Origin of the sequence: Vibrio sp. 10N.247.311.47 (assembly GCF_041467535.1) — a bacterium.
GTDB classification, from domain to species: domain Bacteria; phylum Pseudomonadota; class Gammaproteobacteria; order Enterobacterales; family Vibrionaceae; genus Vibrio; species Vibrio crassostreae_C.
In genome coordinates this window covers 1-14,293 of record NZ_JBFSUR010000056.1, presented here as the reverse complement: position 1 = coordinate 14,293, position 14,293 = coordinate 1, and the positions used below count along the sequence as shown (strand labels likewise).

The 14,293-nt window shown below is 46.2% G+C and carries 15 protein-coding genes and 1 pseudogene; 3 read left to right on the top strand and 13 right to left on the bottom strand.

The annotated features are described in order from the left end of the window. From AB6E51_RS23135 to traF (AB6E51_RS23095), 9 genes and pseudogenes are all read right to left on the bottom strand, one after another. A pseudogene (locus tag AB6E51_RS23135) lies at window positions 1-373 on the bottom strand (type IV conjugative transfer system coupling protein TraD); the annotation flags it as partial. Between the two features lie 197 nt (window positions 374-570). Next, window positions 571-1,281 carry a hypothetical protein gene (locus tag AB6E51_RS23130; RefSeq protein WP_133154279.1) on the bottom strand — a complete coding sequence of 237 codons (711 nt, stop codon included), beginning with the start codon at window positions 1,279-1,281 and terminating at the stop codon, window positions 571-573. A gap of 54 nt (window positions 1,282-1,335) precedes the next feature. Beyond that, window positions 1,336-1,710, bottom strand: coding sequence for a Rap1a/Tai family immunity protein (locus AB6E51_RS23125; RefSeq protein ID WP_102332419.1), 375 nt, complete (start codon window positions 1,708-1,710; stop codon window positions 1,336-1,338). Window positions 1,711-1,799: 89 nt separating this feature from the next. Continuing rightward, window positions 1,800-2,366 (bottom strand): hypothetical protein, encoded by a 567-nt coding sequence (locus AB6E51_RS23120; RefSeq protein ID WP_102332418.1) that lies wholly within the window; start codon window positions 2,364-2,366, stop codon window positions 1,800-1,802. A 124-nt stretch (window positions 2,367-2,490) separates the two neighbouring features. Further along, window positions 2,491-2,940 (bottom strand): hypothetical protein, encoded by a 450-nt coding sequence (locus tag AB6E51_RS23115; RefSeq protein ID WP_235612577.1) that lies wholly within the window; start codon window positions 2,938-2,940, stop codon window positions 2,491-2,493. 90 nt (window positions 2,941-3,030) lie between these two features. Further along, window positions 3,031-5,736, bottom strand: a complete 2,706-nt coding sequence (locus AB6E51_RS23110) for a conjugal transfer protein TraG N-terminal domain-containing protein (protein WP_102332417.1) — start codon at window positions 5,734-5,736, stop codon at window positions 3,031-3,033. 21 nt (window positions 5,737-5,757) lie between these two features. Beyond that, on the bottom strand, window positions 5,758-7,122 hold the full coding sequence (locus tag AB6E51_RS23105) for a conjugal transfer protein TraH (RefSeq protein ID WP_102332416.1): 1,365 nt from the start codon (window positions 7,120-7,122) through the stop codon (window positions 5,758-5,760). After that, the gene (gene traF / locus AB6E51_RS23100) at window positions 7,119-7,547 is read right to left on the bottom strand and encodes a conjugal transfer protein TraF (RefSeq protein ID WP_102332415.1); all 429 of its coding nucleotides are present in this window, start codon (window positions 7,545-7,547) and stop codon (window positions 7,119-7,121) included. Before traF (AB6E51_RS23100) ends, AB6E51_RS23105 begins: the two co-directional genes overlap by 4 nt. Before the next feature lie 26 nt (window positions 7,548-7,573). Next, entirely contained in the window at window positions 7,574-8,386 is an 813-nt protein-coding gene (gene traF, locus AB6E51_RS23095) for a type-F conjugative transfer system pilin assembly protein TraF (protein ID WP_102332414.1), read from the bottom strand. Here traF (AB6E51_RS23095) and AB6E51_RS23090 point away from each other — a divergent pair. Beyond that, the gene (locus AB6E51_RS23090; protein ID WP_371979964.1) at window positions 8,380-8,652 is read left to right on the top strand and encodes a hypothetical protein; all 273 of its coding nucleotides are present in this window, start codon (window positions 8,380-8,382) and stop codon (window positions 8,650-8,652) included. The two genes, traF (AB6E51_RS23095) and AB6E51_RS23090, sit on opposite strands and share 7 nt — an antisense overlap. A gap of 642 nt (window positions 8,653-9,294) precedes the next feature. Here AB6E51_RS23090 and traN read toward each other — a convergent pair. The 3 genes from traN to AB6E51_RS23075 all read right to left on the bottom strand — a co-directional run bounded on the left by traN (window position 9,295) and on the right by AB6E51_RS23075 (window position 12,404). Next, complete coding sequence (gene traN, locus AB6E51_RS23085; protein WP_102332411.1) at window positions 9,295-11,037, bottom strand: type-F conjugative transfer system mating-pair stabilization protein TraN; 1,743 nt, start codon at window positions 11,035-11,037, stop codon at window positions 9,295-9,297. Further along, on the bottom strand, window positions 11,030-11,719 hold the full coding sequence (gene trbC, locus AB6E51_RS23080; protein WP_102332410.1) for a type-F conjugative transfer system pilin assembly protein TrbC: 690 nt from the start codon (window positions 11,717-11,719) through the stop codon (window positions 11,030-11,032). Before trbC ends, traN begins: the two co-directional genes overlap by 8 nt. Before the next feature lie 91 nt (window positions 11,720-11,810). Then, window positions 11,811-12,404 (bottom strand): hypothetical protein, encoded by a 594-nt coding sequence (locus AB6E51_RS23075; RefSeq protein WP_102332409.1) that lies wholly within the window; start codon window positions 12,402-12,404, stop codon window positions 11,811-11,813. Window positions 12,405-12,438: 34 nt separating this feature from the next. Between AB6E51_RS23075 and AB6E51_RS23070 the strand changes: the two genes are divergently transcribed. Both AB6E51_RS23070 and AB6E51_RS23065 read left to right on the top strand, forming a co-directional pair. Further along, window positions 12,439-12,951 (top strand): hypothetical protein, encoded by a 513-nt coding sequence (locus AB6E51_RS23070; RefSeq protein WP_133154278.1) that lies wholly within the window; start codon window positions 12,439-12,441, stop codon window positions 12,949-12,951. A 54-nt stretch (window positions 12,952-13,005) separates the two neighbouring features. Next, a complete protein-coding gene (locus AB6E51_RS23065; protein WP_276605697.1) occupies window positions 13,006-13,137 on the top strand; it encodes a hypothetical protein in 132 nt (43 codons plus the stop codon). 325 nt (window positions 13,138-13,462) lie between these two features. Here the strand turns inward: AB6E51_RS23065 and traU are convergent. Next, on the bottom strand, window positions 13,463-14,293 hold an 831-nt coding region (gene traU / locus AB6E51_RS23060), incomplete at its 5' end, for a conjugal transfer pilus assembly protein TraU (protein WP_372140228.1).

Here is a 14,293-nt window from a genome sequence, read left to right as displayed (position 1 = left end):
TGTTAATCAGGACGAAAAACAGGGTTGATGTAATGAGATAAACCAGCATTCCAATAAATAACGCTTGCAAAAACTCTTGGTGACTCTGTGCAAGTGTTGGGTTATGGATTTGCTGTCCAAGGGTACTGCTGTAACGCTGTCCCTCCCACTCGACCACGACGTTACGGTTTTCGCTAAAGCCGAGTTTGTTAAACAGCCAAAAAAGCGTGTAGTAGTACGTACCGGTTAATGTGTTGGCTGAGGTAATGATGTAGGTAGTGACAAGTCCGAGTAAGCCCGCAACAACATTGACGTACTTGATTGTGGTCACGTTCACTTGCCACCACATACGAATGTTATGGAAAGTGATTTGACCGCCACGAGTGGTAGACATAGAGATATTCCTTATGGATAGGCATAGAAAAAGCGCCCACTGAAAGAGTGGGCGCTTTTGTTTAAAATGATGAAAAAGATAAGAGCGAATCGGAATTTAATCGCTGGAAAGATACTATTTATCTTTTGTCGAATCTGGTTAATGCTCGTCGCTTAATGGAATCAGTTGCGCAAGCTGAGTAATGGCAATTAATTTGCCTAACTGTATACACTGAAAGAGCCACTATCGAATGAGTGGGTATTTAGGTTACAGCCGTTCGGATTGCCATTAGTATCAATACCACCAAAAGACAATAAACCAGTGGCAGGATTTACTTCTTGGGTATTTAGCGAATCAAAGTAATCATGTGAATGAATATTAGAGTGAGTTGTGTCGTCAGTGTAAGATGTATCGTCAAATGTTGCTATATTGGTGCCTTGCTCGTTAAAAAGGCTTTGAGAGGAAGAGTGATAGCTATTAATGGACGGGTTAAAATAATGATGACTTAAAACACAGCTTGATCTATGTTTATATTCTTCGACCTCATCGAGATAGGTTAATCTATGGATGGATTTGTCAATATATTTGCCTTTACAATCTACGACAGAAAAGAAAAGGCAAAGATAACTCATAAATAAGAATCCAACTTGTTCAATTGATTGAGTAAGAGGTTGTTCGGATGACAACAGTAAATAAGTAGAAATAAAAGATAATATAAAAGCAGTCATAGTGCTTGTTGCTTTGAGTTTGTGAGCACTTAAAATTGCAAAGCTTACGATAAGAAATAATAGGATAAAGACGATAGCTAAAGGGTCTGCTTTGTAAGTGAAAACTTTCATGTTGCCGCTTATAGATAGAGCTTTAAATGAAAGGCACCACCACCAAAATAAAATTATACTCAATGCTACTTTTAAGAGGGGAATTCTCATCTGGTTGAACCTCTTGTGTCCGTGTCCTTGTTTGGCCTAATGAAAAGCGTTTGCTTATCGCATCTGTTTTTGCACCGGGCATGGGTATGCTCTCATGAGCGCAGTAGTAACAGCATGTATCCTACTTGTCTCTTTGAACTCTGGATTTTTTTTAATAAAATCAATATAAGTTTGTACTCTTTCAGTTTGGCTTACACTGTCAGGAATACAAAATAAAGCTGCGTTTCCTTGGGCTTGAGAAAATCCATGGCTTTCAATAAACCCCATTAAATACCCATTACATCCGCCCTCTAGTCGTGCGTTATGTGGTTTAGAAAGGGGGCCGGCTTGACACCATATTGCTAATTGACCTCCGGTGGTTTGATTGCTTGCTAAGGCAGAATATGAACACAACGTGGCCAACCCTAATACGATCCATTTTTTCATCATTTACCCTCCATTATTGACCTGTATATATTACCAGTAATCGTGCGAAAAATCATCGCTTTTGGTGTAGGATTTACCGCATTTTTGCCTAGTTAAGTTCGCGTTTGTTTGTCGGTCTCTTGCAGTGAAGCGGGCGCGTCCACATGAGCGCTGGTACGCTCAAATTGATCGCGCGTATCATCGACAATTTGTGTGTGCGCTTCAGGGGTGTAGTATGTCTCCGTGCCGCCCCGTTTCTCATGTTGGTTTAAAATGACCTCACTAGTCTGACCAAGTGCTTTCCCCTTGTATTGCTCGCCGACCATCTCCTGCCACTCGGCTTGAGTTGGCTCAGCATTAAAGTGATTGTCGTGCGCCTCTTTTGACGGCACGCTGGCCAACACGAAGTCTTTGAAAGCGTCGGTTTGTTTAAATTCTTCCCACTCATCAGCCCGATTTTTTCTAGCTTCGCTGTTATTGCCGGTAAGAATTTGTTGCGCTTTTCCTTTTTGGTTCTCGTATTGACCTTCAACATACTCCTGAAACGGCACTTCCAGTTTCTCAGTCAGGCTGGCCATTTCGCGCTGCTCTAGGCTGTTGGCTCGGCTCAGCGTGTCTACCTCTTGCTGCGATTTGGTGGTCGTATTCATCAGTTGCTGCGTCTCACCAAAGGTAGACATAGAAAAAGCGCCCACTGAAAGAGTGGGCGCTTTTGGTTGGTATGATGAATGAGAATGAAGACGGTGGCTTGGAGGTGCCAGTTAAGAAAGAAGCGTCTTATTTTATGGATGTACTAGGTTGTCATTACCACTGCTTTTGTACAGGGCAAGGGTATTGCTCTTTAAGAGCCGCCGCGAGATAGCTTGCGATACTGCCCCCAATGCCAAATTTACCGTACTTTTTGAAAGACGGTTTTTGTTCAATATAATTGTTCATCATCGAAATTAAATCTTCAGTTTTCCAGCTCCACAATATTTCACGATTGGCGGGGTCACTCATTGGTAAGCAATAATCAATGCGTTGGTTGCGGGCATCTAAACGCATGGTGTAAAAACTTACCGCATCGGCAGCGGCTCGAACACTCACTAATATGTATTTGTATTCTTGGCTGTCGGTATTTTGATAATGTTCAATGTAGTAACGCATCGAGGCGGGGTTGTTTTTACTACTTATATTTTCATCAAAGGGGTTTGCCGCGAACCCTGAAAATGAGCACAGTGCGGTTAATCCTAATACGATCCATTTCTTCATCATTTACCCTCCATTATTCACCTGTATATATTACCAGTGATTGTGCGAAATGTCATCGTTTTTGGTGTAAGGATTCACCGCACTTTCGCCTGGTTAAGTTCGCGTTTGTTTATCGGTCTCTTGCAGTGAAGCGGGCGCGTCCACATGAGCGCTGGTACGCTCAAATTGCTCGCGCGTATCATCGACAATTTGTGTGTGCGTTTCAGGGGTATAGTATGTCTCCGTGCCGCCCCGTTGCTCATGTTGGTTTAAAATGGCCTCGCTGGTCTGACTCAGCGCTTTCCCCTTGTGTTGCTCGCCAACCATTGTCTGCCACTCAGCTTGAGTCGGCTCACCATTAAAGTGATTGTCGTGCGCCTCTTTTGACGGCACGCTGGCCAGCACAAAGTCTTTAAAGGCGTCGGTCTGTTTAAATTCTTCCCATAAATTAGCACGACCTTGACGAGCTTCGCTGTTATTGCCAGTAAGAATTTGTTTGGCCTCTTCTTTGCTGTGCCCTGCCTCAACAAACTCCTGAAACGGCACCTCCAGTTTCTCCGTCAGGCTGGCCATTTCACGCTGCTCTAGGCTGTTGGCTCGGCTCAACGTGTCTACCTCTTGCTGCGATTTGGTGGTCGTATTCATCAGTTGCTGCGTCTCACCAAAGTTAGCCGCAAAGCCCGTTGCGTAAGTGCCCACCTCTGAATGGCGTTCATCAGCCGTGAGGCGGTTGCTCGCATCAATGGTCTGGTTAGCGCCTGAGCGGTAAGACTCAATCGCGGCTTGGATTTGACTTTGTTGCTCGCTGGTTGTGTTGCTTAATGTCTCACGGTCTTCTTCTGTCCACTTTTGACCCGTTGAAATGTCGATGCCTGCTTTGACAGGACTCAACATCCCCACAACGCCGCCCAGAGCTTCGGTGTTAACCCCAAAGTCCCCATCAACCCCGCGGTAAGCCGAATGCAGATAAGCGTTGGCTTTCTCTTCACTCCACCCTGTTGCCGCCATCACTTGCTCTGTTGACTGGCTCATCAGCTCTAGCCCTTTGGTGGCCGCAGCGCTTGCCCCGTGTCCGTGCGTTAAGCCGTAGCTCTGGTTTTTGCTGGCGGTGTCTTTCCAATCGGCCATAAGCTGCGTGCCGCTTTGCGCACTATTAGAGAGCGCGGCTTGGTTGGAGGATAGATTGGTTTGGGCTTGGTTGTAGGTATCTTGTACCGCTTCACTGTACTGGCTGTCCCATTTCATATTCCACTGGAAGTTTGAGGCGGTAGGGTTAGTGTCGTACACCGTTTTATCGCCATATTGTGTGGTCAGCATTCCATCCGAGCCTTGCGTGGTGGTGCCGTGCTCTTTGAGTAAGGTGGAGGTATCGAGCTTATTGCCATTCACATTATTAAATGTGTGCGTTTGCATCTGCGTGTTGCCGTGGCTGATGTCACCCGATGAAGCCGCTGCCGAAGTGCGGGCGTTGGTTTGATTAATCATACCTGCCAGTTGGTAGTTGAGACTGCTCATCATCGCGCTAGCCCCTTTGGTTAATGCCATCGCTATCGCAGGCGTTGACATCATGAGGTAGCCAGTAATCGCAGCGTAGCGTGTATTCACATAATCAATCCCATTCATGTTGGAGAGCGTAATGCCATGCAGTCCCTGTGTGGCGCCGTTGGTTGCGCTCTGTAAAAACCACATCATAATCGCATTGAGGATAGTGAATATCATCGGCCACGTCGCAAGAAAGAAAAAGCTGCTTAAATAGTTTTTTAATACGGGCAAGGCCATGTGGGGCAATAGTGCAATAATCACAACGATAGAGCCGAAGCAAACAAACAAAATGAGCGCGATGGAGTGCATCATTGGAATGAACTCTTTGGCTTGCAAGCCGATGTTCGCCCACATGCTGGTTGTTTGCATTTGGTTGGCGGTGTAAGCGTAATTTGCGGCGACACTATTGCGGTTATTTTCAATGTTCCAGCGCGTCATATTGATGGCCATGTTTTGCTTGAGAATATCGACCGCGTTATTACTGACGCCAATTAAATCTTGATGGCTGTTTTCAACGGCATTTTTTAAAAATGACAACTCAATTGAATTTTCTCGCCCCAAAATGTAAGCGCCCAGTTTGTTGATGGTTTTGTCCGCCTCTGCGTTAAACTGAGTGACGATATCAGGAAAGGCGGTTTGACAAGTTTGGTAAGTACCGCTTGGGTTGTAGAGGCCGCGCACTGGTGACATAGATTGCCCCTGTAAAAAAGCGAGCAAGTCGTCGGCTTGTAAGATGTCTTGCATCGTGTATTTCTTGTTGATGCGGATATCGCCCACAATGCAGTTGTGATAAAAATCTTTCCAATATTGCTGGAGAGAAAGGGTTTCGGCGTTGGTGCTGCGCACCAGAGTGTAAAGCTCAGAGCCAAAGACCATTCCAGAGGTGCTATAACTTCTATCATCGGTTGAGCTAAACACGGTTTCTATGCCGTGGGTGAGGCCGTGCATGAATGTGGTGGCCGCCCATCCTGGTATCGCGACAATGTAGGGGACATTATCGACCGAATAAGAGTGCATCGGATTTTGCGCGTCTTGGATTTGGACGGTGGCTTTCATGCTGATAAGAAACGTCGGAATGGCCAGAAATATCACAGCAAATCGCATCACATGTTTGGCGTCTCGATAAAGAAGAAACAGGGTCGCGGCGATGATGAAAGAGAGTTGTAAGGCCGTTTCAACCAAACTCCCAAAAGTGGTGGTGGTGAAAAACGTGGCGACCGCATTTAATGCGTATTGCATTTGAGCGCCCGCCCCGTAGGTATAAAAATCCAGTACCATAGTTGTATATCCTTTGTTTCTTTAATGCCCAAAGGCGAGGTTTGCGATGGACGCATCACTGGCGGCTTGGTCAAGCAGTGAACGTTTTCGCTTTAAGCGCTCCGTCAGTGCTAGGTGTTTATTGAGTTTTTCTTTGCTGCGTAAACGCACCGTCTGTAAGTAAGCTTGCACGGTATCGATAGACTCAAAGGTGCGCGCGACATCAGCAGGGTTGACTGATGAAAGGTTGGCGATGGATTGATTCACCATCATGACCATGTTGTTTAAATACGCGTACAAGATATCGGCGGCGATGCTTTCAGAATACAAATGACTTTCTGGTGAGACGTTTAAATGCGCGTCATCAATGAGCATGGCAAAAATGGGGATATCACTGAGTTCAATGAAACTCTTTATTGAGTCGGTAATGGGCGTGTCGGCCTGTAAACTGGCGTAGAGGGTATCGATGGTTTGACGCACTTTGGCGTTAAACGCGTGGCTTTCGGTTAACGTTATGTTTCCAAGGCTCATCGTTAAGCAGGTATCGGTACTTTGGCAGCGGTATAAATCCAAAGTGCCGCCTTTGAGCATGGTATCGATGGCGGTGTCGTTACCGACTATCATCGACGGAATGTAACTTGGTGTCCCTTCTGAGTTATAAATGACAGTCCCCGTCAGGTTCATAATAAATTCTGCGACCTCTTTGTTGCTTTCTAGGTAACTGCTTTTCATTAACGCATCCCACACCACGTTTAAGTTGACCTTGATGGCGTGAGCGGTCGCCTCGTCGCTATTGCTGGCCAACGTGCTTTGGTTGGTGCCGACGCTGCTGCATTCGTGCTGCGCTTCTAGCCAGTCTGAAAATGCATTACGTTGTGTACCGAGTGTCGAGCAGGCGTGACGCTTGGCTTCACCGTCTGCAAAGGCGGCCAATCCAGAGACGGCCGATTGCGCAATTTGGCAGGAGTTCATTGAGGTGGTGTTGAATTGGTCAGCAATGGCTTGCAGCTTATCGCGGTTCGCTTTAATCGCGGGCGCCCAGGTTTGCAGCGCTAAGTCCACGGCAAAGGGGACGGCGTTGGCGATGACCGATTTACCAAATGAGACCAGTTGGTCAGAATTGATGTGCGAAAATCCCCCCATGAACGCATCAATCCCGCCACACCCTGCGCTGACGGAAGGTAAGGTGATAGACGCCAGCTGAATGTTTTGAATTTTCGTGCGTGAGAACAAGCTCCCTGCGTTGTAGTAGGTCGCCGATTGTCCCTCATAAGCGCTTGGGTTGGTGATGTTGCTATTAAAGCCTGAGTCGTTAAAAAAGTCTGACATTGAACTGCCTAAACTGGCGTGTACTTGCCATGAGCAGCACGCCAGTAACACTACAGAGCAAGGTTTTAAAGGGGTCATCGCAAACTCTCCATGGTTGAGGCGCTGGCTCTGATGTTTTGATAGCTACTCAATAGGGCTTGATAGCTCACATTTCCCTCGCTGATGCGAACGTATTTACCCGTGTTGACGTTGATTAAAAAGGTGGCGGGGGTAATGGCATTTTTGGTATCACCAAAAAAAGCGGTGGTGATGTCCGGTGTTGCTGGTATCGGCGTGCTGTAGCCTGGAATAGGTTGCCCATCGAAAGAGAAGTCATAGACAGGGAGTTGAGTTGCCTGCTCAAACTGTTTCATGGTGGGCGCAAATTGATGACATTCACTGCACTGGCTGAAATGAAACAAAACCAAAGCGTACTGACCCGCCATGGTTTGAGCTGTTACCGGTGATATTGAGGCGAAAGTCATCGCCATACTCAAAAGCAGAATACGAATAAAAGTGTTCATTGTGATGTCCTTGAAAGAGTCCGTCGTTAAAAGTCAGGGACTTGATAGTTCGTAGCGACGTTGTGAAAGCGGGAGAGCAAATCATTTTGAGAGATAAAACCGTAAGCGAGGGGTTTAAGCTCTTTGGTGTGAATGTTGGCCAGCATTAAGGCTGGCGTGTAACGCACTTGTACGCGACCGGTGTTATCGATGTGATTTTCTTTGATGACGTCAAAAACGTGTCCATCTTTGCTTATGCCTACAAGGTCGATGTGGTAACGATTGGCAAAGTCTTGTACGGAGGGGGCTAACGTTTGAGAAAGAGCGTCGTTGCCCTCGTAGACAAAGTAAATTCCCCAGCCTTCCTGAACAAGCTGGCGAACGCTGGCTTCGTTCTTAACCTTAATCGTTTGATAATAAGTGTCTCGTGCAGCTTGTTCTGTGGGGCGGTCTTTGGTGTATGACAACTCAGGGTTTTCGGTGATGAGTTTCTTGAATGTCATGCCCGTTTGTGTGGTTTTTTCATCAATGAATTTCTTAAGTCTCATCACCTTAAGGTTCTTTTCCTCATCCGTTGGATTGATGGTGGCGTCATTTAATGCCTCGTCAAACTCACGGTGAAACCACTGCATTTGTTCGGTAGCGCTCATCACCGTCGAAACACTGTTGGGTGGCAGGGCTGGCTCCTCTTCTTTAGGCTTTACTTTTTGGGGTTTGGCTTCGTTGTACCATCGCCAGCCTTTGGGTGTCTCGCTGGCGAGGCTGTGAAAGGTAAACAAAGACAACAACACGACCGATAGGGATTTGATTATTAATCGGTTAATTGAGTTGTTCACCGTTTTTGTGGATAAATGTGCCATGGTGGATATCTCATGATTCGATGGTTCAGTGTCGCTGTGTGGTGGCCATTTTCTATTATGGCCAAACTATGGCGCTGATAGATTTTGCTCAGCATCTAGGCGATGCCACGGCGTGTTCATTGCTTTCTCCTTGTCTTCTATTGCCAAAAGCGCAACATCTTCTCAGTGCGCGAGTTAAAGAGCGTCCAAAGTGCTTCATCATTGCCGTGTTCTTTCTTATGCAACTGCATGTCTTGTTTGAGTTTGTAGAGTGCTCGTTTAAATAAGATGTGCCGGATGAGGGTGAGCGCAAATCCGGTTAAGGCCAGTAACAGCAATGAATACATGATATTTCCTTATATTATTATTGGTTATGCTTTGGGCTCTTGATAGGGTTAATGAGATAGATGTTGAAGGTGCGATATGCATAAGTTGGCTATTTGGGCGTTTTTTGTGGTGATCATTATTTTATTTTGGTCAAACTATGGCGTTGGTGACTGTTTGCCTAACGATGAGTTTTGCTCAGCATCGAGAGGGGGATTTTCCAATTCTGTGGATAAGCTCTTTGCTTTGTTTTGAGCGAAGAGGTAAATCACAATGCTTATACCTATGAAAAAATGCAGTAAGGCTGTGTACTCCAAAGACAGTTGCCAGAGACATTTCATAGTTTTTTGCCAATCAGAAAGTGAGAATGTTGAATACGATTCTGGAATGGGGTAATAAGCAAAAGCGTAATACACCACCCCAATGAAACAGAGTATTTGTATCGATATGGTCACGACTAACGGTAGTATGATGAATTGAAATAGTGTTTTTAAATATCGCTCTAAGCGATGCCACGGTGTGTTCATTGCATTTTCCTATATCAATGAATTACTTATTGTGTGAATAAGGAGCTAGGGTGGTTTGTGCTCCGTTTTTAACAAACATTATTGCTCGTAAGCGCTTTGTAGGCGGTCTTGGATTTCTTGTGCTGAAGGAATGTTTGTACCGTCGTGCATATCGTCGTAAAAATCGGAGAAATCCAATATCTCGAAGTCTATTTCTTGGAGTTGTTCAGGAGTGATAGCCCCGCAAATTGGGCTTTGTGCAGTGCCGAGACTGATGCCAAGTTGACCCTGTGAGCCTTGCTCTTGGATGATGCGAGCGAGCTTGCTGTCGAATACGCAGTACGTTTTTTTCTTACGGGTACACACACCAAGAACCGAGCTGGCGCAATAACTTCCAAGCGAGATAGTGATGCCTTGCTCTTTGGCTTGTCCTAGCGCTTTTTCTTCTTCATTGCATTCATCCAGTCCGAGGCTGGCTCCCCAGCCGCTATCTTTGCAACAATCAGCAAAACCAAAGGCTTTGTCGGTACACTGCATTCCTTGCCCCGTAAATATGACCGGGGGATCGCCAAGCCCATCAGCGGCTTCGGCGAGCGCCGCCAGGGCAGACGCACTTTCATCAAAGCTGTCATCAAACGTCGCCATCTCTTCAAAGCAGTCACCATCCAGACAAAAAGAAGTCTCACCGCAAATAAGATTTGTCGCACTACAGGTTTGTTCAGGGCAAGACATATTAAACTCTTGCTCTATGCAAATGCCGTTTTGCATGAGGCTGCACGCGCTTGAGGTCGTGGTGCAGTCCGTAGGGAGAGAAGCGCAAGTGTCAGGGCGGTCGCATTGATGGTCGAGTTGGTATTTCCAGCAATCGAGCGTGGTGGAGACGCCATTAATGACTCGTGTTTCTGGACCTTCGATGCAGGTACGGTGAGTTTGTTTACACTCACTGGTGAGTGAGCATGTGGTTGACCAAGATATGATGTTTTTTATACATTGCCCTCCAGAGAGGGTGTAGCCTGAATCGCAGTGCAACGTGACCGGGTACGAATATTGTGTCGTTTTACAGACCTCATACTCGGTTATATCATCAGCATCATCTTCAGTTGTATAGTATTTACGCTCACCTAACGAAAATTCACCGTGATCACCAGTATTAAATTGGTAACCACTATATTCTATGCCGTCCCATATATAGGTGATCCAGCCACTTATTTCTATGGCTTTATTGTTCTTGTTATACCGACATACATTCGAGGTTTTATTACATGTTAGACCGTTTAAAGTATAACCGGATAGGCATTTTTTATGGGTCGTTCCCAATGCCACTGTCGCGGTTGGGAGTTCAAAACAAGGAACAAGATCATAAGTTGGTTGAAGGCAGCTTCTTGGGATGTAATCGATATTACATTGAGTACCGCTGTCGCAATCTGCGTATTGATTCGATAAACCGTGGCTGATTTCATAGGCGTTATCAATGCCAAGGGTGGCGAATCGATAGGTGTCATCGTTTGGGTCAATGTGAGCGCTGTTGTTGTTAAACCCCTCCTGCACCGCTTGAGCCTGCTCGTTGTTGTAATACTCGGTTGTGGATTGGTCAGTGATTTGAGCGTCATTCATGCTTGCTTCATCTGGATTTCGAATTTGATTGTCGCAATCAGGATTGTTGTCGCTGCAAAAGTCAGATAAATCGATGCTCATCTCTGCGTAGGCCTCATTTGGCGCATTTTTCGCCCAATCCACATGCTCGTAAAAGGTGTGCTCTTGTGAGGCGCTTAACGCGTGAGTGGCGATAAACAAAGTGGCAAAGAGAGGGAGGTGGTTAAAGATGCGTTTGAGTTTACTCATTGGGAGTGCCTTGTAAAACGCGCTGAGCAATATGCCCGACGTCCCCTTGACTTAAAATATTCAACGCGCTCGGTATCGAGATATTCCCGTGAACGATGTCATAGTCATTGGCGGCGCAGTGAGTTTCACTGCACTGATCACTGATGGCGACAAAAGCCGGTACATGAGTGATATTAAACTGGTTAAACCACGCGGGGCTGATGGCAATGCCGCTGTTAATGGTGCGTCCGTCCGGCCTTTTTAATAACTTCGTGATGCGTGAAGCTGTTGGCACAAAACCCTCTGGCAACACGCCTCGAATAATGAGAGGCACCTGGTAGGTCTGACTTTGTTGTAGTAATTGCTGGAACGCGTGGTCTGGCATCGAAAGTGACACAAACGCCATGACACCGTGCGCTTTTTTGTGAGGATTGGCCTGTGGTGTGCCCAGTACACTTGCCAGCGGTGAGTCTTGCAATGCTTTATCAAGGTGTTGATGCATCGTTAACGCTTCGTGTTTATGTTGCTGACTGCGCTCAATGATGGCGGCCAGTTCGTTTGGGTGGTTCGGTGGCTCTGTTACGGCTTGCTCGCGCTTGGCGAGGGCTTTAAGCTCCTCTTGAGAATAACCTATGTCGGCAAGGGATAAAGGGCTTGCGAACAGTATGACCAGCGCAAATAAGATTTTGGCACAAAATGGCATAGAGCCTCCTTTGTGTGCTATTTCGTTGAGTGAAGAGGCGACGTCAAAACTATCGACGCGGGTGTTTAAATCACAGGCTTGAACGCACCGGCTACCTTGCCAACAATGTTGAGTCTCCTAATCTCTTCTGGATCTTAAACGCGTTAAACAGCGTTTGGTGAGCTTTCTCGATGTCGTCAATGGACTGATACCTCAAGGGCAAAGGGCAAACATTGCTTTGGTAACGTTTCCTTGGCAGATATCGGCATATGGTGTAATCATCGATGCCGTATTTTCGATAATGCTCAATCAGTGCGACATCAAGGCACTCACCTCTTTCGTGGCATTGGCTGCACCAACCCGCGTCGGCTACCCTGTAACCATAGTGCTTAAATAATCCAGGAGCACAGTTGTCACATATCTGACTCGGAAAGGCTTGTTGGTCGTTATGCTCTATGGCGCAGTAAATATCATCAGGGTTGATGATGAGTTTCGATAGCGGGGTCAAATGATCGTGAATGAGCGTTTTTCTGTCACGGCGCGATAAGCGAAGTGGCTTGAGCAGCGCTCGGATTTGATGTTTGTTGTTACTGTTCGCTTTAGCAATAAGGTGTATTTTGTGCGTTTTGCATTGTTGCAAGAAGGCAAGTAGTGAACTCACCGATGACGTTGGTTTTGACGAGAGAAAGGGAAGAATATTTCTCATAATGACTCCAATTTTTAAATGAAAGAGGACTTTGATGAAAACCGAATTTACTCAGGCGGAAGTGGCGAAACTTCCTTTTGCTCATCACGTACTTCGTCAAGGGATTCAGAGTCATGACAAAGTACCTATTGATGCCGAAGGTAATCATTGGCACGTCACGGATGTGCATCTTGCCGATGTTGTGGGAAGTCTAGATCCCCGATATGCCGGCAAAACGTGGTTGGATTTATTTCCTTGCACAGATGCCCCTTATGGTCTTAAGCGTTGTTTCGAGCGTATGCGAGATCTTCAAAGAACGCCGGATTACTATAAGTCTGAAGAAAAGAAACAGAAGTATGAGTTTTGCAATATTGATGGTGAGCTTTATATCGATGATGGACATCATCGAACGGTGATTGGTCGTGTGTTTTTAACCGCTAATGGGGTTGAACCCGTTATGAAAAATGTTCTTGTGGCTTATTACACCAGAGGGTTATTTCACCGTATTCGTATTTTGCCTCGCCGCCTCAAACACGGGTTGATAAGCCATTTCAATGTCTTTAAGTGATTGGTGCTTGAGCGGCTCACCTCTTGGGCTCCACCGAGCTCTTGGTAGTTTGTGATGGATGGTTTCATCATTGATGCCGTGTTTTCGATAATGCTCAATCAGTGCAATATCAAGGCATTCGCCATTTTGATGGCACTGACTGCACCAACTATGGTCAGCCACGCGATAACCGTAGTGTTTAAATAATTCAGGGGCGCACTTATCACACATTTGGCATGGAAAGGCTTGTTTCTCATCATGATTCATGGACGTGAAAAACTCAGCAGTACCAAGATTGGAAGTAGAGATAGGCGTTAAGTGTGCGTTTAACCGTGTTTGGGTGTCGCTGCATGATAAATTGAGTGATTGGATGAGCGTCTTAATTTGATGCTCAATAGAAGAAGTCTGAAATAAAAAGTGGATGCCTTGTATGCGGCACTGCTGTAAAAACTCAATGAGCATGTCGTCAGAGGTTTTTGGTTGCCTGTTTGGGGATAAAAAACACAGAATTTTGTTCATATCGAATCCTAATTTATAAGAAAACACAGTTACGTTTTCGCCAGTTTACAAAACCAAAGTTACCGCCTGTTGTGGGGTTATCTTTACCTTGCTCCCACAAGGTTGAGGTCGTGCCGTAGGGGTAGCAGTTACCCGCATCTCCAATCGGCGCCGCTAATTGATATCGATAGCGACTTTTTGGCAAGATAGGCTCCGGCCATTGGTAGCAAATGGCGCCATCTTCTCCTCGCGTCTCCCATACGATACCTTGACGGTGCAATTTAAAATTAAACCGCTGCATCGTTAGTGTGGCGACTTGAGGCCCGGTATGTGAGTAATCGTTATTCCCCGTCAGTGGATACGCTCCTCCCTGTGAGCCTAAACACCAAAAGAGCGCATCAAAAGGCAGCACTCGCCCCGTCGTCGTCGCCATCGCTTCTGTGACGCAGGCTAATTGCGTCATGGGATCACCGAACAAAATTGCTTCGGGATTTAAAATGAAAGACATTTCATCATCGTCCCAAAAGGGGTCGAGTTCGGTTATGTACGCGACATCAAAGTTGTCGGTTGCCATACAAGCAGCGGATTGCATCAATTGCAGCCAGTAAATCACCGGATATTTGTACCAGTGCACGTGATAGAAAGCGTCACCGCTGGTCTGACTACTTGAATCGTGCTGAGCGCCCCCGAGTTGCTGACTGTTACTGGTGCTCAGTTGCATTCCCATGTTCACCATGCAATAAGGTACGCGAGTCACATCCACGAGTGAGTAAGGTTCCCAGTAGCCTATATTTAAGCCAATCTGCACGAAAATAGGGGGCGGTTTCGGGCAGTACGAAATAGGCATACTTGGATTGGAAGTGTC